At 62.2% G+C, this 23,042-nt stretch carries 20 protein-coding genes; 14 read left to right on the top strand and 6 right to left on the bottom strand.

Going from position 1 to position 23,042, the window contains the following annotated elements; all coding sequences use genetic code 11:
• Entirely contained in the window at positions 1-1,047 is a 1,047-nt protein-coding gene (gene gtdA, locus FHW92_RS24705; RefSeq protein WP_168605958.1) for a gentisate 1,2-dioxygenase, read from the bottom strand.
• Between the two features lie 204 nt (positions 1,048-1,251).
• Here gtdA and FHW92_RS24700 point away from each other — a divergent pair, with 204 nt between their 5' ends.
• The gene (locus FHW92_RS24700; protein ID WP_168605957.1) at positions 1,252-2,295 is read left to right on the top strand and encodes a LacI family DNA-binding transcriptional regulator; all 1,044 of its coding nucleotides are present in this window, start codon (positions 1,252-1,254) and stop codon (positions 2,293-2,295) included.
• A 14-nt stretch (positions 2,296-2,309) separates the two neighbouring features.
• Here the strand turns inward: FHW92_RS24700 and FHW92_RS24695 are convergent, their stop codons facing one another.
• From FHW92_RS24695 to FHW92_RS24685, 3 genes are read right to left on the bottom strand one after another with little or no spacing between them, the layout of a single operon-like run.
• On the bottom strand, positions 2,310-3,629 hold the full coding sequence (locus FHW92_RS24695) for an MFS transporter (protein WP_168605956.1): 1,320 nt from the start codon (positions 3,627-3,629) through the stop codon (positions 2,310-2,312).
• Between the two features lie 28 nt (positions 3,630-3,657).
• Complete coding sequence (locus FHW92_RS24690) at positions 3,658-5,103, bottom strand: DUF1593 domain-containing protein (protein ID WP_210428688.1); 1,446 nt, start codon at positions 5,101-5,103, stop codon at positions 3,658-3,660.
• Between the two features lie 23 nt (positions 5,104-5,126).
• Positions 5,127-7,517, bottom strand: a complete 2,391-nt coding sequence (locus FHW92_RS24685; RefSeq protein WP_168605954.1) for a TonB-dependent receptor — start codon at positions 7,515-7,517, stop codon at positions 5,127-5,129.
• A 375-nt stretch (positions 7,518-7,892) separates the two neighbouring features.
• On the opposite strand from FHW92_RS24685, the gene FHW92_RS24680 reads away from it, so the two are divergent.
• Positions 7,893-9,974: a glycoside hydrolase family 3 C-terminal domain-containing protein gene (locus FHW92_RS24680; protein WP_168605953.1), complete on the top strand. Its 2,082-nt coding sequence runs from the start codon at positions 7,893-7,895 to the stop codon at positions 9,972-9,974.
• Positions 9,975-10,365: 391 nt separating this feature from the next.
• The gene (gene epsC / locus FHW92_RS24675; RefSeq protein ID WP_168605952.1) at positions 10,366-11,337 is read left to right on the top strand and encodes a serine O-acetyltransferase EpsC; all 972 of its coding nucleotides are present in this window, start codon (positions 10,366-10,368) and stop codon (positions 11,335-11,337) included.
• Here epsC and FHW92_RS24670 read toward each other — a convergent pair.
• On the bottom strand, positions 11,334-12,344 hold the full coding sequence (locus FHW92_RS24670; RefSeq protein ID WP_168605951.1) for a LysR substrate-binding domain-containing protein: 1,011 nt from the start codon (positions 12,342-12,344) through the stop codon (positions 11,334-11,336). The genes epsC and FHW92_RS24670 overlap by 4 nt on opposite strands.
• A gap of 273 nt (positions 12,345-12,617) precedes the next feature.
• Between FHW92_RS24670 and FHW92_RS24665 the strand changes: the two genes are divergently transcribed.
• The 3 genes from FHW92_RS24665 to FHW92_RS24655 all read left to right on the top strand — a co-directional run bounded on the left by FHW92_RS24665 (position 12,618) and on the right by FHW92_RS24655 (position 15,550).
• Positions 12,618-13,814 (top strand): hypothetical protein, encoded by a 1,197-nt coding sequence (locus FHW92_RS24665; protein ID WP_168605950.1) that lies wholly within the window; start codon positions 12,618-12,620, stop codon positions 13,812-13,814.
• Between the two features lie 257 nt (positions 13,815-14,071).
• Positions 14,072-14,902: a 23S rRNA (adenine(2030)-N(6))-methyltransferase RlmJ gene (gene rlmJ, locus FHW92_RS24660; RefSeq protein ID WP_168605949.1), complete on the top strand. Its 831-nt coding sequence runs from the start codon at positions 14,072-14,074 to the stop codon at positions 14,900-14,902.
• A 360-nt stretch (positions 14,903-15,262) separates the two neighbouring features.
• Positions 15,263-15,550, top strand: a complete 288-nt coding sequence (locus tag FHW92_RS24655) for a hypothetical protein (protein WP_168605948.1) — start codon at positions 15,263-15,265, stop codon at positions 15,548-15,550.
• Between the two features lie 179 nt (positions 15,551-15,729).
• Here the strand turns inward: FHW92_RS24655 and FHW92_RS24650 are convergent, their stop codons facing one another.
• Positions 15,730-15,891 (bottom strand): plasmid maintenance system antidote protein, encoded by a 162-nt coding sequence (locus FHW92_RS24650; protein ID WP_168605947.1) that lies wholly within the window; start codon positions 15,889-15,891, stop codon positions 15,730-15,732.
• Between the two features lie 320 nt (positions 15,892-16,211).
• Between FHW92_RS24650 and FHW92_RS24645 the strand changes: the two genes are divergently transcribed.
• The 8 genes from FHW92_RS24645 to FHW92_RS24610 all read left to right on the top strand — a co-directional run.
• A complete protein-coding gene (locus FHW92_RS24645) occupies positions 16,212-17,588 on the top strand; it encodes a site-specific integrase (RefSeq protein WP_168605946.1) in 1,377 nt (458 codons plus the stop codon).
• 54 nt (positions 17,589-17,642) lie between these two features.
• Positions 17,643-17,825, top strand: a complete 183-nt coding sequence (locus FHW92_RS24640) for a type II toxin-antitoxin system HicA family toxin (RefSeq protein WP_168605859.1) — start codon at positions 17,643-17,645, stop codon at positions 17,823-17,825.
• Between the two features lie 23 nt (positions 17,826-17,848).
• Entirely contained in the window at positions 17,849-18,241 is a 393-nt protein-coding gene (locus FHW92_RS24635; protein ID WP_168605858.1) for a type II toxin-antitoxin system HicB family antitoxin, read from the top strand.
• Positions 18,242-18,326: 85 nt separating this feature from the next.
• Positions 18,327-19,655, top strand: coding sequence for a hypothetical protein (locus FHW92_RS24630; RefSeq protein WP_168605945.1), 1,329 nt, complete (start codon positions 18,327-18,329; stop codon positions 19,653-19,655).
• Positions 19,656-19,791: 136 nt separating this feature from the next.
• Positions 19,792-21,528: a hypothetical protein gene (locus tag FHW92_RS24625; RefSeq protein ID WP_168605944.1), complete on the top strand. Its 1,737-nt coding sequence runs from the start codon at positions 19,792-19,794 to the stop codon at positions 21,526-21,528.
• A 97-nt stretch (positions 21,529-21,625) separates the two neighbouring features.
• The gene (locus FHW92_RS24620; protein WP_168605943.1) at positions 21,626-21,835 is read left to right on the top strand and encodes a helix-turn-helix domain-containing protein; all 210 of its coding nucleotides are present in this window, start codon (positions 21,626-21,628) and stop codon (positions 21,833-21,835) included.
• A gap of 178 nt (positions 21,836-22,013) precedes the next feature.
• Positions 22,014-22,379, top strand: coding sequence for a hypothetical protein (locus FHW92_RS24615; RefSeq protein WP_168605942.1), 366 nt, complete (start codon positions 22,014-22,016; stop codon positions 22,377-22,379).
• A partial coding sequence (locus tag FHW92_RS24610) for a DnaB-like helicase N-terminal domain-containing protein (protein ID WP_282599828.1) occupies positions 22,372-23,042 on the top strand: 671 nt, incomplete at its 3' end. The genes FHW92_RS24615 and FHW92_RS24610, both read left to right, overlap by 8 nt.

Genomic DNA, 23,042 nt, shown 5'->3' with positions numbered 1-23,042 from the left:
TTACGAGTTCCATTCACGGTAGAGGTTCAGTTTTTCTTGGCTGGCCTTGTCCGAATAGGCAAACAGCACGAGCGTCTCGCTTGCCTGAAGCACCAGTTCGCTCCACGAAGGCACGGCGAAAACGTCGCGTTCGGACAGGTTGATTTCGGTGTCGCCCACCTTGGCGGTGCCGCTGCCTTCGACCACGACAAAGATTGTGCCGTCGCTGGACTTGCGCGGTTTGGTTGCAAAACCGGCGGGGATCAGGCGAACATGGGCCGCGATGGTGGGCATGATCGGCCCGCCATCGGCCGGATTGGTGAATTCCAGCGCATGGCCCATATGCGGGTCGATATCGCCGCTGGCCGCCAGCGCGTCCAGAGCGGGGCGCCACTGGGCATAGGGGTAGTGGAACAAGGGCTGATGCGCGGGGCGGCGGTCGGCCGCCGTGCCGCGCATGGGCCGCATGTTGTGGCCATAACGGGCCAGCGTATCGCCCGCAGGCGCGCTTTCGGGGAAAGCTTTGCCGTCATAGTGTTCGGCAAATTGCGCGTCGAACAGGCGGACGGTGGGAATATCCAGACCATCGAGCCAGATCATCGGCTTGTCGCTGGGATTGCCATGATCATGCCACTGGCCGCCCGGCGTCAGCACGAGGTCGAAGGGGCGCATGATCGCCTTTTCGCCGTCCAGCGCAGTAAAGGCGCCCTCGCCCTCCATCACAAAGCGCAGCGCCGACTGGCTGTGGCGATGGCAGGGGGCGACTTCGCCCGGCAGGATCAGTTGCAGGCCCGCATAGAGGCTGGGCGTGATCGCGGATTGACCGGGCAGGCCGGGGTTTTCCAGGATCAGCACGCGGCGCTCGGCCTTTTCCGCGCTGATCAGGTCGCCGGCGCGCATCAGGTAATTGCGGGCCTCGTCATAATTCCACCGATGGGCATGGGCCGCAGAGCGCGGAAACGGGCGCACCAGATCGGCCAGGGATTCCCACAAAGGCGTCAGATAGGAGGGAGCCATTTCATCATAGAGCGCATGCAACTGGGCCTGCTGCTCATTCGCCAGCGTCATTGTCGAATCCTCTCAACTCGGGAACAGATTTGGCTCTGCCTCCTCATCTGGCGAAAAGTGATGGCACGCGCAACCAAAAAATTGTAGCGCTATACCAGAGTTTCGCAATCGAGGGCTTGCGCTCTGCCCCTGCTCTCTCGTAGCGCTGAAACGGCAGGGGGCCAAGCTGTTGCGGGCCCGATCACGAATGGACCGATGCCGATCATGTCAAACCCCATCCCCGCCCGGTCCAGACGTTCGCGCCAGAGCATCACCATCCAGTCGGTGGCCGATCTGGCCGGGGTCAGCCCGATGACGGTTTCCCATGTCCTGAACGGCACCAAGAGCGTGCGCGAGGCGACGCGGGCGGCAGTTTTGAAGGCGGTGGAGGATCTGGGCTATGTGCCCAACGCGGCCGCCCGCTCTTTGGCCAGTGCGCGTTCTCCCCGCATCGGCATCGTCTATCGCAATGCGCAGAATGCGTTTCTCTCGGCCATGCTGGTGGGGGCGCTGAACGCCGCCGCGCGCGCGGGCGCCCAGATCATCATCCGCAAATGCGACGACCTGTCCGCCGCCGCCGCGATTGAGGCCGTGTCCTCCCTCGTGCGCAGCGGGGCCAGCGCGATCCTGCTTGCCCCGCCCTATAATGAGATGCTCTCTGGCAGCTCGACCATCGCCGGGCTTGGCGTGCCGATTGCCGCGATTGCCTGCGGGCGGGCGCTGGATGACATGGACGTGGTGGGCATTGACGAGCGCGGCGCGGCGATGGACATGACCAATCACCTGCTCGACCGGGGATACAGGCGCATCGGTTTCGTGCTGGGCGCATCGACCCATTCGGCCAGCAAGGCGCGTTTTGAAGGCTATGGCGCCGCGCTCTCGGCGCGGGGGCTGGGGCTGGACCCTACCTTGATCGCGCCGGGTGATTTCACCTTTGAATCGGGCCTGAGTGCGGGCGCCGCCCTGCTCGACCTGAAAACTCCGCCCGATGCAATCTTTGCCAGCAATGATGATATGGCGGCGGGCGTCGTACTGGCCGCGCATCGCCGGGGCCTGCGCATTCCGCAGGATGTCGCTGTGGCCGGGTTTGACGATGCGCCCATCGCGGTCAAGATCTGGCCGCCGCTGACCACGGTGCGTCAGGATATCGACCTGATGGCCGCGCAGGCCACCAACTGGCTGGTGGAGCGCCACCGCGACGGCGAGGCCGACCGCCCCTTTACCGCCCAGTGGCACCCCTATCAGATCGTCACGCGCGAAAGCACCTGATTGTCAGGCCTGAATTACTGGGATGCAAGGATGCGCCGATAATCGCGCATCCCCATCCACAACAGCACCACCGAGAGCGGCGAGGCCACCGCGCAAACCAGCGAGATCGCCAGATTGAGCGACTTGGGATCGTGGAACCAGTAATCGGTGACCAGCGCGATGGCAGTCGGGCCAAGCGCCGCGCCGATCAGATTGATCGTCAGCATATAGGCCGCCGACATCAGCGCGCGCATCCGGTTGGGCGTCAGTTCCTGAAGCGTGGCAAGACCGCCGCCGTAATTGAACCCGGCAAAGAAGTTCATCACCCCCACCAGCGCCAGCGCCACATAGGGGTTGGGCATCAAGGGAAAGCCGATGGTGATCGGCACCAGCATGCAGAAGCCGAAAAGCGCAGCGACCAGATTGCCATGCGCCATGCCCCGGCGGCGCAGCACCGTGGCGACATAGCCGCCCGTCAGCGCGCCGGTCGTGCCGCACAGGAAGATGACCGGGCCAAGGATCTTGCCCACCGAGGCCGTGGTCCAGCCATAGGTGCGCTCAAAGAAGGCCGGGACCCAGACCGCCGTGCCATTGCCGACAAGGATCATCAGCGCAAAGCCCAGCATGATGCCGATATAGGCCCGGCGGCGCGCGCCGATATGGGCAAAGAATTGCGAGAGCGGCGCGCTCGGTTCCTTGGCGCCGACGCCCTGACGGGCCGGTTCGCGCAGAGTGAACGTCACCGCCGCCAGCACAATGCCAGGCAGGCCCAGCAGCAGAAACACCAGTTGCCACCCCTTCATCGCGCCAAAGATCGGCAGGATGATCGAGGCGGTCGGCTGGATATGGGTGAAGACCACGCCGCCGATCACCAGCGCCGAGGCATTGCCCAGATAAATGCCGATCTGATAAATCGACATGGCCAGCGGCAGGCGCTCCTTGGGGAAATAATCCGACAGCAGCGAGAGGGCCGAAGGCGTCAGCCCGCCCTCACCCGCGCCAACGCCCACGCGGGCGGCAAACAGCATGGTAAAGCTGCGCGCCAGACCGCAAAGGCTGGTGGCCACGCTCCACACAAAGATCGCGCCCGCCACGATGTTGCGCCGGTTTGACCGATCCGCCAGACGCGCAATCGGCAGACCCACCGCAATGTAGAACAGCGTGAAGGACAGGCCGTAAAGCAGGCTGATCGCCGTATCGGAAATGCCCAGATCCTGCTTGATCGGCTGAACCAGCAGGGCCAGCGCCTGACGGTCGATAAAGGCCAGCGTGTTGGCCAGCATCAGCACAATGGCCACCCACCATGCGCGGCCCGCCGAGGGCCATGGGGCGGAAGATTGCTCCTGGGTTTGCATCTTTGTCTGCTTTTCCAAAAAGTTGGGCCTATTGCGCCGGTTTTGCCGCCGCGACTGGTAAAACGGTGATGATGATACGTCGATAGGCCAGCATCGCGGGCGCGCCGCGATCGGACAGTTCGAGGATGACATGCAGGTCGCGCGGGGCGCCCACCATGGGCATGGTGATGGCGGTTGCCATGGCATCGGGCGCGGCGATGGTGGCGGGGGCCTGAGGCGGAATGCCGCCGACATCGCGATATTGCCACCAATGGGCGCTCAGTGCGTCGCCATCAGGATCGCGCGACTGGCCCGCATCGAGGCGGATCGTCTCGCCCGCCTGCACCGTGATGCGCAAGGGCGCGCGGCCCGACTCGCCATTGACGACGGCCTCGGGCGCATGGTTGGCCTTGGCGCGATCAGGCGTCAGCGTCCATGCCATGCGCGCGGCAAAGTCATTCTGAAAGGCGCCGCGCCAGCGATAGATCGTCGCCTGATTGCCCGCATAGGTCGCGCCATCGCGGGTGAAGACATCCTTGGTGTCGGCATGCAATCCGGCCCCCGGAGCCGCCGCCATATAGCGCCCGCCCCACGAGCCCCAATCGGGCCTTTCAGGGTCGGACAGACCATTGGGGATCATATAGAGCAGCGAGGGCGTGTCGCCCTCCATGATGAAGGCGGGCAAGGGATAGAGCGCGCCCAGCGGACCACGGCGGATATTGGCCTCCAGCCATGGGTCCATCACCTTGTCGCGGTCGGGCCATTGTTCGGCGCTGCGGCGGTCGCCGGAAATGCCGCTCCATGCCGCCATGGTATATTGGCCCCAGCCGTGGATGCTGGCGATCCAGAAGAGCGAGGAGAAATTCCGACGCGCCCATGGTCCGGCGTCATCCTGATCGGAAATCGAATAGACGCGCAGTTTGCTTAAGAAACGGGCCTGATCGGCCGGGCTGCGCGTGGCGCGGATATGCCAGAGGGCCTGCGCCAGATCGGTGACGCCGCTCCATGCCAGGACCCAGAGCGGGCGCGTCGCGCTGCCCGCGTCGACGGCGGCGATGATGGCGGCGCTGGCCTTGGTGTCATGCCCCTTGCCAACGCCCTTCATGCCATAGAGCGGCGCGCCCGCAATACGGCGCTGGCGCAGGGTGTCGGGCGATGGATAGCCATCGGCGTGATGGGTCAGATTGGGCCAGACCTGCGCATAGGCGTCGAGGCGCTGGTCGATCAGGTCGGGGCGAACCCGGTCGCGCTGCCACGTCGATGTGGTGGCGATGATCGCGGCAATGTCGAATTCATTGGCATAGAGCAGCAGGCGGACGAGGCTTTCGGAATCGTCGGGCTCATTGCCAATGTCGGTCAGGACAAGGATACGTGGTTTGACTGGAGCCGCCGCAGAGGCAAGCGCTGGATGGGGCGCCAGACCAAAAGCGGCCAGCCCCAGCCAAAACCGTCTGCGCGCCGGGAGGGAAAACCCGGCGCGCAGGAGGGAAACCAAGGGCGAGAAACCGCCCCGCCGCATCAGAAGCGGAAGCCCACGGTCGCGCCGAAGTAACGACGCGAGTCCTTGTTGAAGTTCGCCCACAGGTCGCCCGAATTGGCCGTGTTGGCCAGCAGGGTGCCGTGGTTCAACTGGGTGTAGTAATTCTGGTTGAACATGTTGCGCACGAACACGGTCGCACTCCAGCGGTTGTCGGGCCCATGCAGGCCGATGCTGCCATCGACCAGCGTATAGGCGCCCTGCGCCAGCATCGGGTCCTGATTGAGCGCGAAGATCGTCGAGCTTTGATAATTGAGAGCCATCTGGATGAAGCCCGTCAGATTGCCGAAGTCGCGTTCATAGCGCGGGATGATGCCAAAGCGATAGGCCGGAGTTGCGGGCAGTTTGCCGCCCACAACGTCGATGATCGCGCTCGACGTGCTGGTCACGCCGCCGGTCGTTGTCTGCTTGAGATAGCAGGTGTTCGACGGGAAGTTGGAGGAATAGGTCGAGAGGCCCGTCTGCTGCTGGATGGCGCAGCTCTGGCCCGGCACGTCGATGGTGGCATCGGTATAGGAGAAGTTCGCGCCGATGCTCAGGCCCTTGACGGGGCGCAGCGTGGCCTCGACTTCAAAGCCCTGCGAACGCGACTTGCCCGCATTGGCCAGCACGGTGTTGAACGTGCCGGTCGAAACGTCCGTCACCAGCGCCTGCACCTGAAGATCGGTGAAGTCCGAGCGGAAGATCGCGGTGTTGATGTCGAGCAGACCGCCCGGCGCCGACCACTTCAGGCCCAGTTCGTAGGCATTCACGCGCTCGGGCGCCAGACCGGTCTGGGTGGCAAAGTTGGTGCCGATGTCGATATCCAGCGCAAAGGCCTTATAGCCGCGCGTATAGCTGGCATAGGCCTGAAGGTTGCGGTTGAATTCATAGCGCAGGCCCGCCTTGCCGGTCAGCGCCGACCCGCTGCGGCGGGTGGTGCCGTTCGACACGACCGTGCCGGGGAACAGCACGTCGCCGGTGTTGATCGGGCCGTAATTGCTGCCGGTCACGCGCTGGGCTTCATACTGTTCGCGGATACCGGCAATGATGTGCAGGCCGCCCACGGCGCGCCAGTCGATCTGGCCGAAACCGGCGATATTGTCGCCCGCATAGGTGCCGTTCATCCCGGCCGACTGGCTGACCTGCGTGCCCGAGCAGGCAGCACCGATCGAGGCGCCCGACGAGCAGGTCAGGCGGCGGCGCGACTGATAGCGGTTGAGGTTGATGTGGTTGTAGAACACGCCCGCGACATAGGTCAGGTCGCTGTTGCCGTTCGAACCGATGCGCAGTTCCTGCGACCAGTTGTTATAGGCCACATGGTTGAAATTGTCGTTCCACTGCGAATAGGCGAAGGCGCCGACATAGCGGTTGGGGTTCGAGGCGATCTGGTCCGGCTCGAACTGGTCGGAATCGGTAAAGCGCTGGAACGCGGTGATCGAGGTGACCGTGGCCTTGCCCAGATCGAGGTCGCCCTGCAGCGAGACGATGTTGGTGGTGGTGCGGTAATAACCGGCGCCATCGTTCGACACGGTGCGGTTCGTCGGCGTGGCCGAGATATTGCCCAGCAGCGTCTGCATGTTGGGCGTGGTGATCTTGACCGGCACGCGCGAACAGCAATCGGCGTCCGTGCTGTTCATGTCGGCCAGCAGCTTGATCTTGAGATTGCTGGTGGCATCCCATTCCAGCTTGCCGCGCACGCCCCAGCTCTTGACGCCATTGGTGTTGCGGCCGGTGTTGGCGTTATAGATGAAGCCGCCCACGTCATTGTAATAGCCGCTGATGCGGCCCTTGACGTTTTCGGACAGCGGTCCGGACACCGAACCCTTTACGCGATATTCGCCCTTTTCGGCGATGGTGGCGTCGAAATGGCCGGTCAGATGGTTGGTGGGCGCCTCGGTCACGATGTTGATGACGCCTGCGGTCGCGTTCTTGCCGAACAGCGTGCCCTGCGGCCCGCGCAGCACTTCGACGCGCTGAAGATCGGCAAGGTCAGCAAAGCCCTGCACCTGACGCGGGGCGACCACGCCATCGACCACCACGGCCACGGCCGATTCCACGCCATAGCTGAAGAGCTGGGTGCCGACGCCGCGGATGCGGAAGCTGGAATTGCCCGGACCATTGCCCGCCTGATAGGACAGCGCGGGAACGGCGCGCGTCAGGCTGGCGGTGTCGTTGATCTGCTGATTGGCAAGGCTGGCGCCCGACACAGCGGTCACGGCCAGCGGCACGGCGACCAGACGCTCGGAGCGCTTCTGCGCGGTCACGACGATGTCGCCGGGCACTTCTGCTGCGGGTTCTGCGGCCGGGGCGGCCTGCTGAGCCAGCGCGGGCGTGGCAATGGCCAGCGCGGCAAGGCTGGACACGGCGAACAGGTGGATAGTCTTGGTCATTCTCGGATACCTCCCGGTGGCGCGTTGGCCGGTGGCGCATCGGGCAGGCGAAGGAGGCTGGCGTCGGCCTCAAAATCCCCATCTCCCGATGCCTTGTTCAGGCTTGTTCTCAGATGCCGCGCGACAATATGTGGATTAGCGCTACACCTTATGACGCCCTAGTCGTGCCAAATCGCCCCTATGTCAAGGGGGTGATACGGCATCGGAAAACGGTTTGCCGCAGACCTGTTGCCAAGGAACCTCGGAAATCCCTCATATTTTGCGAAATACCCTCACCTCTCGACAAATTTGGCGGCATGGGCTAGCGCAGGTTTAGCGGTATTCATACAGCAATGCCAAATTCCGCCCCAATATGACCCGAGAGGACCACTGCGCATGACCGCCCCTACCCTGCCCCCGCAATCTACTGAAGCCCAGCAGACTGTCGCGGCCGAGGTCGAAGGCTTGCTTGCCCGGATGACGCTGGCCGAGAAGGTCGAAATGATGTCGGGGCAAGGGTTTTTCACCGCTTTGCAGGAAGACAATCGCGTATGGGGCGCCCGCCCCTATCGCGCCGGTGGCGGCAATGCGCGACTGGGCCTTTCGCCTTTGTGGTTCACCGATGGCCCGCGCGGGGTCACGCGCGGCAATTCCACCTGCTTTCCCTGCACCATGGCGCGCGGGGCCACGTTCGACGCTGATCTCGAACTGCGAGTCGGCGAAGCGATGGGGATCGAGGGGCGCGCGCAGGACTGCAATTTCTCCGGCGCGGTCTGCATCAACCTGCTGCGCCATCCGGCATGGGGCCGCGCGCAGGAAACCTATGGCGAGGACCCCTGGCATCTGGGCGTCATGGGCGCGGCGATGGGCACAGGTATCCAGACCCACAATATCATCGCCACGGTCAAGCATTTCGCGCTGAATTCCATGGAAAATGCGCGTTTCAAGGTGAACGTTCTGGCCGACGAACGCGCGCTGCACGAAGTCTATCTGCCCCATTTCAAACATTGCCTTGATGCGGGCATCGCCAGCGTGATGACCTCGTATAACAAGGTGAACGGCGAATATTGCGGTCAGGACCGCGTGCTGCTGACCGAGATCCTGCGCGACGAGTGGAAGTTTGAGGGCTTTGTCCATTCCGACTGGGTGCGCGGGGTTTACAAGGTCTATGGCGCCTCGGCGGGGCTGGATATCGAAAATCCCGAACCCTTGGTGTTTGGCGAAAAGCTGGTCACGGCGGTCGAGGAAGGTCTGGTCGAACCCTATGTCGTGGACCGGGCATGCCGCCGTATCCTGACCACGCAATTGGCATTCGCCCGGCGCGAAGATCCGCTACCCGCCTATGGCAAGGAGCTGATCGCGTGTGACGCCCATCGCGCTTTGGCGTTGGAGGCGGCGCGCAAATGTGCGGTGCTGCTGGAAAATGACGGCGTTCTGCCGCTGCGCCGCGACCGGGTGAAGAAGCTGGCGGTGCTGGGCGCGCTGGCCGCGCTGGAAAACACCGGCGACAATGGATCGAGCCGCGTGCGTCCGCCCTATGTCGTCACGCCGCTCGAAGGGCTACGCCGGATGCTGGGCGAGGAAGCCGTTCTCCACGCCGATGAGAGCGATCTGGACGCCGCACGCGCCGCAGCCGAAGCTGCCGATGCGGTGCTGGTTGTGGCGGGCTATACGGCCAAGGAAGAGGGCGAATATATCCTTGGCGACATCGCCCTTGGCGCCGACAAGAAGCCGCGCGGCCCCAGCCTTTCGCCCACCCCCATCGGCGGCGACCGCGTGGGCCTGACCCTGCCGGAGGCGCAGGTCGCGCTGATCAAGGCGGCGGCGGCCAGCGGCAAGCCGGTGGTGGTGGCCATCGTGGCCGGTTCGGCGGTGCTGGTCGAGGAATGGCGCGGCGATGTGAACGCCATCCTGATGAGCTTTTACGCCGGTATGGAGGGCGGCACCGCATTGGCCGAAGTGCTGTTTGGCGATGTGTGCCCCTCGGGCAAGCTGCCCTTTACCGTGGCGCGCGATGCGGCGCATTACCCCTTCTTCGACCGCGATGCGGAAGAGATCACCTATGACCTCTGGCATGGCTATACCAAGCTGGAGCGTGAAGGCATTGCCCCGCGCTATGCCTTCGGTCATGGCCTGTCCTATGCCACCTTTGCCTATAGCGCGCTGAACGCTCGCGTGGCGGGCGAGGCCATCGAAGTGTCGGTCGCCGTGCGCAACACCGGCGATGTGGCCGCCGACGAGGTGGTGCAATGCTATATCGGCGCGCCGGGCGTCGATGCCGAGCGCGCGGTCAAGCAATTGCGTGGCTTTGCCCGCCTGTCGCTGGCGCCGGGGGAAACGGCCATTGCGCGCTTTACCGTGGCGCTGGACACGATGCGCTGGCGCGCGGGTCGCGAATGGCGGCTCGAACGCGGGGCTTATCGGGTTTACGCAGGGGGCAGCAGTGCCGCCTGCCTCCAGACCAGCGTCGAGGTCTGACGCGCGGCATCCGAAACACCAGCGAGGAGGGGCGTCCAACCGGGCGCCCCTTTTTTCTTGGCCCCCAAGTTTTTCTTATCCCGCGCCAAACAAGCGTTGCTGGATAAATCTCAACTCATTCAGTAGAGCTTTTGACGTCCGGCGGGGTTCTTCCCTCCCTCCCCCGCCGGGCCGCGGCTTTTGATCTCCCGTGTCAGCTTGCTCCGCGTCACCAAAGGCTAAAGCGGCACGAGGCTGACGGCGCGTTTCCCGCTCCTTGTCTCGTGCTTTGTTGCACAGACAGGACGATGTGAAATGCCGATTGCCGTATCCCGCCCCCGCCCCGTCCCTCTCCGCCATTTGGCAGGTACGCCCTTGCCGCATCCCTCATGGCGGCCTACCGGATCATCTCATGACGCAAAACAATCCATCAGCGCATCAGAATTCTGGCAACGCCTCGGGCTTTGAACCGCCGCTGGTGGATCTGCCCGCGCTGGCGGACGCTTTGCGCGGGCGGCGGCATCAGTGGCGATTGTCGCAGGATCATGATTCGGCCTATGGCGCGCATGGTTTCCCCTCGCGCCTGGCGCTGGGGCAGATTCTGGACAATCTGGCCTCGGCGCTGTTTCCTATGCGGCTTGGCCCACGCGGGTTGACGCTGGACACAGAGGATGCGTTTGTCATCGCCTCGCTGCGCCGAGCGCTGCCCGATCTGGCGGCGCAGGTCCGTATGGAATTGCACGCGGGCCGCGCCCAGAATGAGGCCGAAATCCACGCGCAGGCCAATGCCATCGTCGCCGCGCTGGCCGACAACCTGCCCGATGTGCGGCGGTTGCTCGACACCGATCTGGAGGCCGCCTTTGCCGGCGATCCGGCCGCGCGCACGGTGGATGAGGTGCTGCTCTGCTACCCTTCCCTGACCGCGATGCTGCATTATCGCATTGCCCATGTGCTCTACGCCCATGGCGCGCCGCTGGTCGCGCGGATCATCACCGAGATCGCCCATTCGCGCACCGGCATCGACATCCACCCCGGCGCCACCATCGACGAGAGCTTTTTCATCGACCATGGCACCGGCGTCGTCATCGGCCAGACCGCAATCATCGGTAAGCGCGTGCGGCTCTATCAGGCCGTCACGCTGGGCGCACGCAGCTTTGCCTCGGATGACAATGGCCATCTGATCAACACCCCGCGCCATCCGGTGATCGAGGATGATGTGGTGATCTATGCGGGCGCGACGATCCTTGGCCGCATCACGATTGGCGCGGGGAGCGCGATTGGCGGCAATGTCTGGCTCACGCGCTCGGTCGCCCCGCGCAGCGTGGTGCGGCAAGGCACGCCCAGCATTTCGATTGAAACCGATCCGCTGGCCAACTGGCCCTAGGCAGCAACGGGATGGGGCGCATTGCCCCATTCGAAATGCAGGTCCGAACGTTCGGCAAAGCTGGCCAGACGCTGAGCCGGAATCGGCATCGGCCGCGCACCTGTCAGCACCTTTTGCGGCACATGGGGCGCCAGCATCCGCACCAGACTATAGGCATAGTTGCGCAGCAGCGAACCCTTAAGCAGCGCGACCTTGGTGCTGGAACGCGGAAACAGGCGGTGCGATTGCGGCAGGATCTTCAAACCGTCGCTTTGTCCATTAATCATCGCCATTTGCGCAACAATGCCCACCCCCATGCCAAGGCGCACATAGGTCTTGATAACATCGGCATCCATCGCCGTCAGCCGCAGATCGGGCTTCAGCCCCGCCGCCTCAAACGCATCAACGACCGCCGAACCGCCCGCGAAATCACGGCTGTAGGTAATCAGCGGAAACCTGGCGATATCGGCCAGAGCGGGCGCAGGCAGGCGCGCAAGCGGATGGCCATCGGGCACGATCACCACATGATCCCAATCGAAACAGGTGAAGGTGGACAGGTCCGAAACCTGATCGAGCGCCTGTGTCGCCAGCCCAAGATCAGCCTCACCGCGCAGCAGCATGTCCGAGACATAGCGCGGCGTGCCCTGGCGGATTTCCACCTCGACATCGGGAAATTCGCGGGCAAAGCGCAAAAGCACCGGGGGCAGCACATAGGAGGCCTGATTATGCGTCGCCGCAATCGTCAGCCGCCCCTTGTCCTGCGCAACGAACTGGGCCGACAGGCGTTTCAGATTATCCGCCTCGTGCAGCAGGCGATCGACCACCTCGGCCACATGCCCGCCTGCCTTGGTCAGGCCCACCAGCCTTTTGCCCCGGCGCACAAAGATGTCGATGCCCAATTCCGCCTCCAGATCGCGGATCTGCTTGCTGACCCCCGATTGCGAGGTGAAGAGCTGATTGGCCACCTCGGTCAGATTGAGGTCATTGTGCAAGGCGGCCCGCACATAGCGCAATTGCTGGAAATTCATGCGGCCCCCTGATTGTGCCTGGATTATCTCTACACATTTAGTTGAGTAATCCGGGCAAGGGCAAACAACATAGTCTTGGGCACGTTGCAGATCAGCTTTGCCGGCGCAGATCCCGGGCGCCCGATAACGATCTGTCTCCGCCCGATCTCGGGAAAGCGGTTGCCGCATTGCCGCCAATGTCTGGACCATCATGGATTACCCCTCGCCGAAAGCACTTGGCGTTTTTTGGCCTAGCTGTTCTAACGCTGATCCAGGAGAGATGAGCTGAAAGCCTTGTTCCGGATGAAAATTAAAACAAAAATCGGTGGCCTTCTTATTCTGCCGCTGGTGGTTTCGGCTATGGCCGCACCCTTGCCCGCGGCGGCCAAGGTTGGCGCCGAGCCGGTCGAAATGATCTGGCCGGGCGGTTGGGGCAAGGTGGAGCTGATCATCCGCGAAGACCGGGCGGAACTGGTCTCTCATGAGTTGGGCGGCACGACCCGGCGCCTGCGCCTGATCGCCACGCCCGAGGACGCGCTGGCGGTGCTGGCGGATGAGCGCCTCGCTTTTACATGGCCTGCTTTGCTGAATTGGGCGGGCGATGATCTGCATGTCCTGCACGATCGGGCATTGGCCAGGGCAAAAGAAGCCGCAGACGGAATTGCAAAATCCTTGCCCGCCGCAAATCGGCAGCAGCAAGGTATTGGCGGCGACAACCGCGCCACCCTGCAATATGTCGAACTCCTGACCGATGTTGGCCACATCGACGAGGCCGCGGCCTTTGCAAAAGAGCGTTTGGCCTCTTTGCCAAGCGGTTCTCCGGCCGATTACATGCGCAGCAGCCTCAACAGTCGCATTGCCGGTCTGCTGTTTCGCGACGGCACCTCGGATCAGGCAATCGAAGGACTGCAAAAATCAATCAAGGAGCAAACCCGCCCCACCCCTTTTCAGATCAATGAAAAGATGACGCTGGTGGAATTGCTCGCAATATCGGGGCGCTACGAAGAAGCGCTGGCGGCCCTGGATGAGGCAACAGAAGCCTTCAAGAAATTGTCCCCCGGCCTCTTCCCGAGCTACGAGCAACTGCCCGGCTCCATGGCCTACTTTCCCGCCATGAGAGCCTGCGCCCTTTATGGCCTGGGCCGCAAGGAAGAGGCTCTCGCACTGTTCGCTCGAATAAAGGACCAGCCCGGCCAGACTTCGACCTTTTCCGCTGTCGAAGACGCGCGCTTAAAGGGCATCTCCTGTACGCGCGATCCTGATCTTCTGGCGGCGGAAATAGCGCAAAGGGTCATGACAGCCCCGCCGGCAGGCGACATCATGACCTGGCTGCAACGCACGATGGCCTTTGGCCCATCCGGCCGAGTCAGAAAACAAGCCATGTCACGCGAGATTGTCATCAAGGCCATGGCCGGGCGGGTGCGCCTGCTGGGTGGTCCTCTGGCGCCTGCCCTGCGCGGGTGGATGCCGGAAGCTTCTGTTTCCAAATGACGCTTGGTGAAAGGGGCAAGATTTTCCGGGCGTATTCCCTGATCGAGGAAGGTCTGAGGCTTGCCCTTCCTGTGACGGGAACAGGCTGGCGCTGTCATGTGGCGCGCCCGTCCGCCGATGAGGTCTGACGCAGAAGTGCTTTGAAGGTTTCCGCCCGACTCTATATGAGCGCCGGATTCGCTGCTTCAGTCGCGTCGTGCCCAGCTTGCGCCACCGGCAGCGCGTCTATAGTCGGATCATCAGGATATTGATTCACAATGAATTATCGCCATTCCTTCCATGCCGGCAATAGCGCCGATGTTGTGAAGCACAGCCTGCTGATCGCCCTCGTGCGGGCCTTGCAGCAAAAAGAGGGCGGGCTGACCCTGATCGACACCCATGCCGGCTGCGGGCTGTACGACCTTCAGGGAGATCAGGCTCAGCGCACCGGCGAGTCCACGCAGGGCGTGATGCGGGCCTTTGCCGACAAGAACCCGTTGCTCGACGACTACCGCGCCGCCGTACGGGCGGTGAATGTCGGGGATGAGCCGCGTCTCTACCCCGGCTCGCCCCGGTTTCTGGCGCAACTTCTGCGCCCGCAGGATCTCCTGATCCTCAACGAAAAACATCCCGAAGACGCCTATGCCCTGCGCGGCGTGATGCGCGACACCCAAGCCGCCGTGCACGAACGCGACGCTTACGAGCTTTGGCTGGCGATGGTGCCGCCCCGAACGTCCCGCGGCGTGGTGGTGGTCGACCCGCCGTATGAGCAGACGGACGAACGCGCCCGTATCACGGCTACTCTGGCCGCCGCTCACCGCAAATGGGCGCATGGCGTGACGGTGATCTGGTATCCGCTGAAGGAGCGCCCCACCCATGCGCAGTGGAAGCACAAGTTGCGCAGGCTGGGCATTCCGAAATTTCTGAGCGTGGAGCATTGGCTGTACGACAGCGATCAGCCCGGCATCTATAACGGCGCGGGCCTTTTCATCGTCAACCCGCCCTACGCCTTCACGCAGGCGCTGTCGCCTGTGCTGGAAGCCCTGCGCGCCGCGCTGGCGCCGGAGGGGCATAGGGGCCAGATCACAGCCGACTGGCTGGGCGATTAACATTAGCCCCCAGCCGCCCCATCACCGAGACTGGCCGCACCGCAAATCAGGGCTGCGCCGCCACCATCCCGCAGTGCGTCCATTTTGAAGGCGGCGATCTTGACCTGAGTGCGGCCATCGCATGCTCTAAAAAGCTGTTTCCCATGGGGAATCATGGCGGTTTTGCGCTGATCTGGCCGCCCCTGCAACGCGGGAAGTCCACACCTTCATCGCCCGGGAAGCGAGCGGTGCTTGGACGCGCAAAGCGGCGCGCGAAGGCATCCAAATGGCCCGCGCTTTCTCATCCAGCCTTACAATTCCCAGCCCGACAAGTAAAATAGCAACAAGCTGTCACCATCATATAGACTAAAGAGGAATGTGATGAAGACAGTTATGTTGAGTGCTCTGCTATTACTCACAGCATGCGGTAATTCCGAGTCCGATAAATCTGAAATCGATCAACTGCGCCAAGAGAATGCAGATCTGCAAGCGCAGCTTGCGACCATCCGGGAAAAGGCACACGCACTCGAAACCGCCAGCGACAACCTGCAAGAGCAACTGGAGCGCTTCAAGACAGAGGACTGGCGCGACGTAATGCCCAACGCGGTCGAGGCGGGAGAGGATGTGGAGCAGGCGCAAAAGGATTTGAAAGAGGCGACGGATGAATAAGCTGGCCGAGTTAGTGAGGCCGGGACGGGCAGGTACGGAAAAGAGTAACGCGCCGACTGGTGCCCAGAGCCCCAAACACCAGTCGACGCGCCCCCGCCCCGAATTGGTAGCCATGAGCGGGGACCTTCGGCTTAGCAGGGCAATCCTGCCGATGGGATGAAGCATGCGGACAGGTGCTGTTAACCTGCGTTAGCTGGCTTCGAGGCGGCAAGCGCAGTCGTTAAGCCGCGCGCACCAATCTCGTTCTCATGTGCACGCACCTGAGCAAGTTCACAGGCCGCCTGCATCCGCAACAGCGTATCGGCCTTGATGCCGAAGCCATTCTGAAAGCTGATCGTCATACCGTGCAGTTGCGGTCGAATCACCCCAACTCCGCGAAATTGCGCGCCGTGCTTGCCATGTGATTGCTAGGGTAAAATCAGGCAATGCGATGGGCCCAAAGCCGACCACTAAGCATCTGAAAAAATTGGTGCACCCGACGGGATTCGAACCCATGTTCCTCAGATTAGGAATTTGAGGTTTTATGACTGACGCTCGCGCCCACAAAATCACAAACCCAATGATTCAGCGCATTTCCATAATCTCATGCCATCACAAATCATCCTTGCTTTGAATTGATCTGATGCCTATCTGATGCCTAGGAGGCAAGAAAGCATCAGACATGGCCAAGGCACCGATCACCAAACGCACCGTAGACGCGGCAAAGCCTGCCGCTGCCGAGTATGTGGTGTGGGACGATGGCGGGAAAGAAACCGTCAAAGGCTTTGGCCTGAAAGTGACTCCGGCTGGCAGCAAGGTTTATCTCTACCAGTATCGCCTCGCCCGCCCCGGTCAGGCCGACAGGACTGCGCCGCGCAAATACACCATCGGCAAACATGGCAGCCTGACGCCCGATCAGGCCCGCGCCCGCGCCAAGGAACTGGCCGCGATGGTTGAGCAGGGAATCGACCCTCGACAATCGGAACTGGATGCGGTCACCGCCAAAGATGAGGCGAAACGCAAGGCTGAAGAGCGGGCTCGGCTTGAAGGTGATTTGGCCTTCGAGAATGTCGCGGCCCGCTGGCTGGAACATTACGAGCTTGAAAAGGGCCGCCGCCCCCGCACGGTCGAGCAAGCCCGCTACATCATCGACACACACCTGACCCCGGCGCTCAAAGGCAAGCCTCTACCCCACATCACGCGCGCGGACCTGCAACCCATTATCGACGCCGTGCCAATCAAGCATCGGGCAGGCCGCCTTGCCGTCTATGCCTATGCGTCGGTGCTGTTTCGCTGGGCGATGGAGCGCGGCGAGATCAGCGACAACCCTGTACGCCTGATGGTCAAGCCCACGGCACCGGAGGCGCGCAACCGCGTCCTGACCGATGATGAACTGGTCACGATCTGGCAGGCGGCGGGAAAATTGCGCAATCCCTTCGGCGCCTATTTCCGGTTGCTGATGCTGACAGGCCAGCGCCGGGAGGAAGTTGCTGCCATGGCTTGGGCCGAACTGGACCGGGCATCGGCGACATGGATCATCCCCGCCAACAAGGCCAAAAATGGCGTGGCCCATATCGTACCGCTGGCGCCTGTGGTGATTGAGGAACTGGATCGGCTGGCACTGTCCCTCCAGATCAAGGCCGAAGAAGATCAGCCGGACGCCAAGCGCTGGCCGAAGACGGGCCATGTCCTGTCTATCCGCGGCGTTTTGCCCCTGACATGCTATTCCCGTGCCCGCCGCCATCTTGATGACGAGGTGCTTAAGGTTCGGCAGGAGGAAGGCGCTTTATCGCCCTGGCGTGTGCATGACCTGCGCCGCACTCTCGCGACTGGATTGCAGCGCCTTGGCACGCGCTTCGAGGTAACCGAGGCGGTGCTGAACCACGTGTCGGGCGCTAAGTCAGGCGTGGCAGGTATCTATCAGCGCCACGATTGGGCCGAAGAGAAGCGCACCGCGCTGGAAGCATGGGCGCGCCATATCGCAGCTATCGTGACGCCAGCCGAGGAAACGAACGTGGTGCCCATCGGCAGCGCCAAGCAATCAGCAGGGAGTGTGTAGTTTTCTACACAACATTCCTTGTCCTCCATCCCTCTAGCATGTAGAACACTACACATGGAACGAGACAGCAGACGGATCATCCGGAGGCTTGAAAGCGAAGGCTGGGAACTGGTTTCCACACGCGGATCGCATCACAAGTTTCGCAAGGACGATAGGATCATCATCGTTCCCCACCCCAAGCGGGATTTGCCTTTGGGCACAGCCCGCAACATCGCAAAATTCGCCGGGTGGCTGTGATGCCAGCCGGAAAGGCAGGAACCATGAAGACCTTTTTCGCACTGGTGCATAAGGACGCAGACAGCGCCTATGGCGTCACCTTCCCCGATCTGCCGGGCTGTTTTTCGGCGGCGGATGATCTGGCGGATGTGTTGCCCAACGCCTGCGAGGCGCTGGAACTGTGGTTCGAGGATGAACCGATGGTGGAACCGCGCGCCCTCGATGCCATCACCACCGAAGTTGCGGAAGAATTGGCGGCTGGGGCCTTTCTGCTGGCCGTGCCCCTGCTGACCAGCGCCGGGCGATCCGTGCGCGTGAACCTGTCACTGGACAAGGGCATTCTGGAGGCCATCGACACCGCCGCCAGCATGCGCAAACTGACCCGCAGCGCCTTCATTGTCGAGGCCGCGCGGAACGAGATTCGCGGGTTGCATTAGGCAGCGCGCGATACAAGCGGGCCAGCCGGGACATCCTACCTTCCCGACCGGCCCTGACCACAAACCGTCTTAAGGAGAGACGATCATGGCTGACAATGCCCCTAACACGCCTGCCGCGCCTGCGGCTACCTTCGACGTTGCCGTTTGGCTGTCCCGTTTTGAATCAATGGGCGGCAGCTATCTGGCCACAGAAAGCCAAACGAGTTTCTGCCTTGCATGCGAAGGCGTGGCACCGGGCCAGAGCCCTGCACATGCGATGCTGCGCGAATTGACCGATCGGCAGCGCGCCGAGGTGATAGCGCATATCCGCGCACGCGCCGGTTTTATCCAGATCCAACAAGAAACTGGCAAGCAACCAGATCTGAACGCTATCTCTTTGGAAAAGCTTAGCGAACTAGATGGCAATGCGCCGCCGTCGAGCGCGCCTGCCCTCGATCAAGAGGGATCGCAAAACATGGACATGACGCACGCATTCGTACCAGCCTTGGCCGATGCCGGGCCGATAGGTTGGGATCAAATCTTCACGGTATATGAAGTCGCGAAGGCCGCCGAGGATGTCTATGACACCTCCATGTGGTCCCCTGCTCAGAAGCGCCAAGACAAATTTGAGGAGCTAGTGGGTATCCACGGATGGGGCCGCGAGGCATGCGAAAAACGCCAAGCTTTGATGGAGAAATTTCCGAACGAGTATGTGCCCAATGAAGTAAACAAGGAAATGGAAAGGTTGCAGAGCATCCGGTGCAATCTGGAAGACGCGTTGATGGAAATGCCATCTCCCCATATGGATGCCTTTCGATGGAAGATCCGCTTCCATCGCCGGATGAGCGAGACGTTTGAAACCGCCCCGGAAACCTTTGACGCAATCTTGTCCGAACTTGATCGCCTGCTTGGGGGTCCGACTGACATTTTAGCAGATCCCGTCTGGTCGAAGCTCGTTGCTGACTTTAGAACAAAATATGACGCATGGTTTGCTACCATCGATCTGGAAGATGATGCCGACGAGGCCTTCGAAACTGCCTGCACGTCGCTGCCACCAAAGCCGACAATGCCAGAAGCCGCGGACGTGAGCGACATCCTGAACAAAACGTTCCGTGAGATCAGGGATAGCGGCAATGCACCTGAGCAAAAAGCTGCATGGGCCGATTACGAGCGCGACCATGCGGAGTGGAAGGCAAAGCGCGATGCACTGCGCGAGCAATTCGTCGGCCCGGCAAAAGCCGCGTATCATCAAACTTTCGGGCTCAGATCCGACGCTTTCAATGCATTAGCGGCATACCGTGTTGCCAATTTGAATGACCTCAGCGAGAAAATCGAGATCATCGCTCAGGACTATGACGGGTTCGATATTCCCCAAGAATATGTCGCAAACATACTCGCAGATGTCCGGCATCTTGCTGGAAAGTCTCGAGCATGAGACCGTGGCGGACAGTCTGATGCTGGCAATGATTGCATCACATCGCTAACCTCTTGGCGGGGATAGGACGGCCATCCGACAAGCGCGCATCCCACGCGCTTCCCCGCTTCAATTTGGGAGCCGCTAGGGAGGCGGTATGGTGCGAAAAGACGAGCGGGGCGTAGTGATCCCCGCGCCCCTTCAATTCAATAATCCGGCGTCTGCGAGCCAGCCGCGCTATGATGACGAGCATCGCGGTCCAGCCGTCACCGATTCCTATGAGCTATCGCATTGCAGAATTGATCTTGCGGAACGTTCGGAAGGCTGGCCTACTCCCGCAAATCTGCCCCCCGGGACGGTGGATTTTGCACGATCCGTTCCGGAGGATCAGCGGGCGAACTGGCTCAGGCGGCAAGCCAATATAGAGGAAGCGGACAGGCACATTGCTAGCGCCATGCGTTCCGGGGAACTGCCGATATGGGTTGCTCCAATTGGAGAACCGGAATGTTTGGTAGCTCCCGGCGCAATTGTCGAAGTTGACCACGCTACGGTTGTTTCCGGCGTCTATCGTCCCCCGAATGATCGGGGCTGGCTCTATGGCAGGCCGCTTTTTGTAAAGTGTGACGACTGGGCAAAATTCGCCGCGCGGATTGATTCTGCGAAAAAGCCCGCGCGGGAAAACGGCAAATCGCAGTCACGCTCCCATGACGGAGACGAAAGGCAATGGCTGCGAATATCGAAGGCCGTTCGCATCTTGCATCGTATCCTGAGAACGCGGCTGGCGGGGCAGGAACCGGCCCCGTGGATTGATCCCCCAGCCGACCCGTTCGATGCTGAGTGCGAGAACGCAACGCATCGGCACAGGCGCACCGCCCGCACGTCACTCATCATGCGCCGCGCCTTGCTGGCGGGCGATTTGACTGCGCATCTGGTGAAAGATGACCGCTCCCATCCGCTTCCCGGCTGGGCTTGGGAGAATAGCAGCGCGGCAGAGAATGCCTTCAACTTCAATTGGCTTCCGCTCAATCCATTGCAGGGGCACGACTTGGGGGAATTTGGCAATTGGCGCTGTTTCGTCTCGCGTGACGATCTGAAGGCATGGCTTACCCGATCTGACATTGCGGACATTGGTGGTTTGCCGACCCTCCCCGCCCCGTTTGACCACGATGTGCGGCCCGATCAGCTTTCCTATCGGGAGCCGTCAGACAGGCCGTTTGTCGAGCTTACACAGGCGTTGACGTGGATCGCCTTTGCCGTCTCGGTGAGCTGCAATGAGTTCAGCTTCATGGAGTCATGCAAGTTCGGCCCGTTCGCAAAAGGCGGCTGGCCCAATGCGTTGCGCACTGCGATGGCCGGTTTTTCCGATCAGGCCAGCGCCGGAAAGATTCGGGTGCGCGGGCGGTATGTTGCAAACTATTCCGATCATACTGCGGCTGCGCAGGCGAACACTGATTATCTTTCCGATACGCAATTGCGGGACTTCGCGAGCTTTGACAGCCTCTACGGCGGGCTAGAGCGCGGCTCCGGGCTGGCGTGCCAGGGGGACGTGCTAGAGCAGGCATTGAGCGGACGCGGGGACGGCTGGCGCCACGTTGAGGTCTGCCGTGCCGAATTGCTCAATGCATTTCCGCCAACTGTTAGGGAAAAGCCCGAACAGGTTACAAAGCAGCGGAAGCGTCCCGGTCCCGCGCCCGATCCTGATTGGCCCCATGCAATCGCAAAGGTGACGCAAGATTGTATTTCCGCTGGCTATACGCGGCCCCTGAAGCGCGGCGGAAAGGCCGCAATCCAGACGATGCTTCTCAGCTACATGGCCGACAAGGATAAGCATTTCTCGGACGATATTGCGGCGAAGCATGCCGAAACGGTAATCGCCGCACTTCCCGACAATTAGCAAGGAACTATCGGTAAGTTAGTCATATCTGTCGACAAGGGACGCGGCCATATTTGTGAGTATTTGAAAGGGCTACCAACCATAACGAGGTAGCCCTATGACTCCGGAAATTCTCGATACCGCAGGCGCCGCAGAATACCTTGGCCTGTCTTGCCCCACACTGGAGCGCTTCCGCCTGACCGGCAGCGGCCCGCAGTTCGCTAAGCTTTCCCCCGGCCCGCGTGGCCCGGTGCGATATCGCCGCACCGATCTGGATGCCTGGGTGGCGAGCCGCTTGATCCGTTCCACCAGCGAGCAAGCAGCTTGAGCCATGAAAAGCAAAGCCCCGCACCAAGGGGGCGAGGCTTCGCGGAATAGCTGTGGCGGCATTTCCTGCGATACCTTTACCCTCTCCGCTTTCCGCGCGCAACACGTTGCAAGCCGATATGCCCTTCCCCTCGAAACCGCTGCCATCGTGGCTGCGCTGGCCTTCGGAGGTGCGCACCATGGGTAATCGCCGCACTCGCACCAGTCGCGCAGCATATGCCGCCATCGACCCCGCAGCGGGCCGCCTACGCGCCCTTGCCTATCGCCTGATCCATGAGGCGGGCGAGCGCGGCATGACCGCGCTGGAAGTCGTCGACGCCTCCGGCCATGACCGCTGGGGTATTCAACCCCGCATCTCGGAACTGGTCAGCGCCCGCGCCGTGGTCGACTCCGGCCACACACGCACCAATCCCAGCGGCAGGCAGGCCATCGTCTGGGTTCTGCCGGAATATGGCCTCGGGCGGGACGCGGTGCCCTTTGGCGTTGCCGCCGAACATGTGATGCAATCTCTGGCGGCAAAAATGGAAGGGCGCGACAATGAGTGAAGCCCCCTCCCCCATGCTGGGTAATATCGAGGCCGAAGCGGCCTTGCTGGGCACGCTGCTGATGGACAATGGCGCAATTGAGGCCGCCGCTGATCGCCTGACCGGGCATGACTTCATCGAACCGCTGCACGGGCGGATCTTTGAGGCCATCACCCGCGAAAGCGTGCTTGGCCGGTCGGTGTCGCCCATCACGCTCAAGCCCCATTTCTTGGATGATCCGGCGATGCAGGCGCTGGGCGGCACGGCCTACCTGATGCGGCTGGCCAGCGACGGTCACACGCTGATCGCCACCGGCACACTGATCGAGCAGATTGCCGACCTGTCGCGCCGCCGGGCGCTGCGGGCAGGACTGATCGACGCCGCCGGGGCTTGCGCAGATCTGACCCAACCCCTGCCCGAGATCGTGGCCCACGCCGATGCAGCGCTTGTTTTGCCAGAGGAAAGCCGCGAGGCGCGCGAAATGTCGGCAGACGAGGCGCTGGCGGCCATGCGCGAGAACAGCGCCACAAGCGGGCCGGGCGTGCTGTGCGGGGCCATCCCGCCAGCCGATGAGACACTTGGCGCTCTCCGCCCGGGCCAACTGGTGGTGATCGCGGCTCGGCCGGGCATGGGCAAAACCGCCTTTGCCATCAGCTATGCCGCAGGCGCGGCGGCGCGGGGCCA

It is taken from the genome of Novosphingobium sp. SG707, assembly GCF_012275515.1.
In the GTDB taxonomy this organism is placed as follows: domain Bacteria; phylum Pseudomonadota; class Alphaproteobacteria; order Sphingomonadales; family Sphingomonadaceae; genus Novosphingobium.
Note: the sequence above shows the minus strand (reverse complement) of the source record. Positions and strands in the feature narration are given on the sequence as shown.

Excerpts from the sequence above, each read along its gene's own strand:
- gtdA (WP_168605958.1), bottom strand. The coding sequence starts at position 1,047 with ATGACGCTGGCGAATGAGCAGCAGGCCCAGTTGCATGCGCTCTATGAT.
- FHW92_RS24700 (WP_168605957.1), top strand. The coding sequence starts at position 1,252 with ATGTCAAACCCCATCCCCGCCCGGTCCAGACGTTCGCGCCAGAGCATC.
- FHW92_RS24695 (WP_168605956.1), bottom strand. The coding sequence starts at position 3,629 with ATGCAAACCCAGGAGCAATCTTCCGCCCCATGGCCCTCGGCGGGCCGC.
- FHW92_RS24685 (WP_168605954.1), bottom strand. The coding sequence starts at position 7,517 with ATGACCAAGACTATCCACCTGTTCGCCGTGTCCAGCCTTGCCGCGCTG.
- FHW92_RS24680 (WP_168605953.1), top strand. The coding sequence starts at position 7,893 with ATGACCGCCCCTACCCTGCCCCCGCAATCTACTGAAGCCCAGCAGACT.
- epsC (WP_168605952.1), top strand. The coding sequence starts at position 10,366 with ATGACGCAAAACAATCCATCAGCGCATCAGAATTCTGGCAACGCCTCG.
- FHW92_RS24670 (WP_168605951.1), bottom strand. The coding sequence starts at position 12,344 with ATGAATTTCCAGCAATTGCGCTATGTGCGGGCCGCCTTGCACAATGAC.
- rlmJ (WP_168605949.1), top strand. The coding sequence starts at position 14,072 with ATGAATTATCGCCATTCCTTCCATGCCGGCAATAGCGCCGATGTTGTG.
- FHW92_RS24655 (WP_168605948.1), top strand. The coding sequence starts at position 15,263 with ATGAAGACAGTTATGTTGAGTGCTCTGCTATTACTCACAGCATGCGGT.
- FHW92_RS24650 (WP_168605947.1), bottom strand. The coding sequence starts at position 15,891 with ATGACGATCAGCTTTCAGAATGGCTTCGGCATCAAGGCCGATACGCTG.
- FHW92_RS24645 (WP_168605946.1), top strand. The coding sequence starts at position 16,212 with ATGGCCAAGGCACCGATCACCAAACGCACCGTAGACGCGGCAAAGCCT.
- FHW92_RS24640 (WP_168605859.1), top strand. The coding sequence starts at position 17,643 with ATGGAACGAGACAGCAGACGGATCATCCGGAGGCTTGAAAGCGAAGGC.
- FHW92_RS24635 (WP_168605858.1), top strand. The coding sequence starts at position 17,849 with ATGAAGACCTTTTTCGCACTGGTGCATAAGGACGCAGACAGCGCCTAT.
- FHW92_RS24630 (WP_168605945.1), top strand. The coding sequence starts at position 18,327 with ATGGCTGACAATGCCCCTAACACGCCTGCCGCGCCTGCGGCTACCTTC.
- FHW92_RS24625 (WP_168605944.1), top strand. The coding sequence starts at position 19,792 with ATGGTGCGAAAAGACGAGCGGGGCGTAGTGATCCCCGCGCCCCTTCAA.
- FHW92_RS24620 (WP_168605943.1), top strand. The coding sequence starts at position 21,626 with ATGACTCCGGAAATTCTCGATACCGCAGGCGCCGCAGAATACCTTGGC.
- FHW92_RS24615 (WP_168605942.1), top strand. The coding sequence starts at position 22,014 with ATGGGTAATCGCCGCACTCGCACCAGTCGCGCAGCATATGCCGCCATC.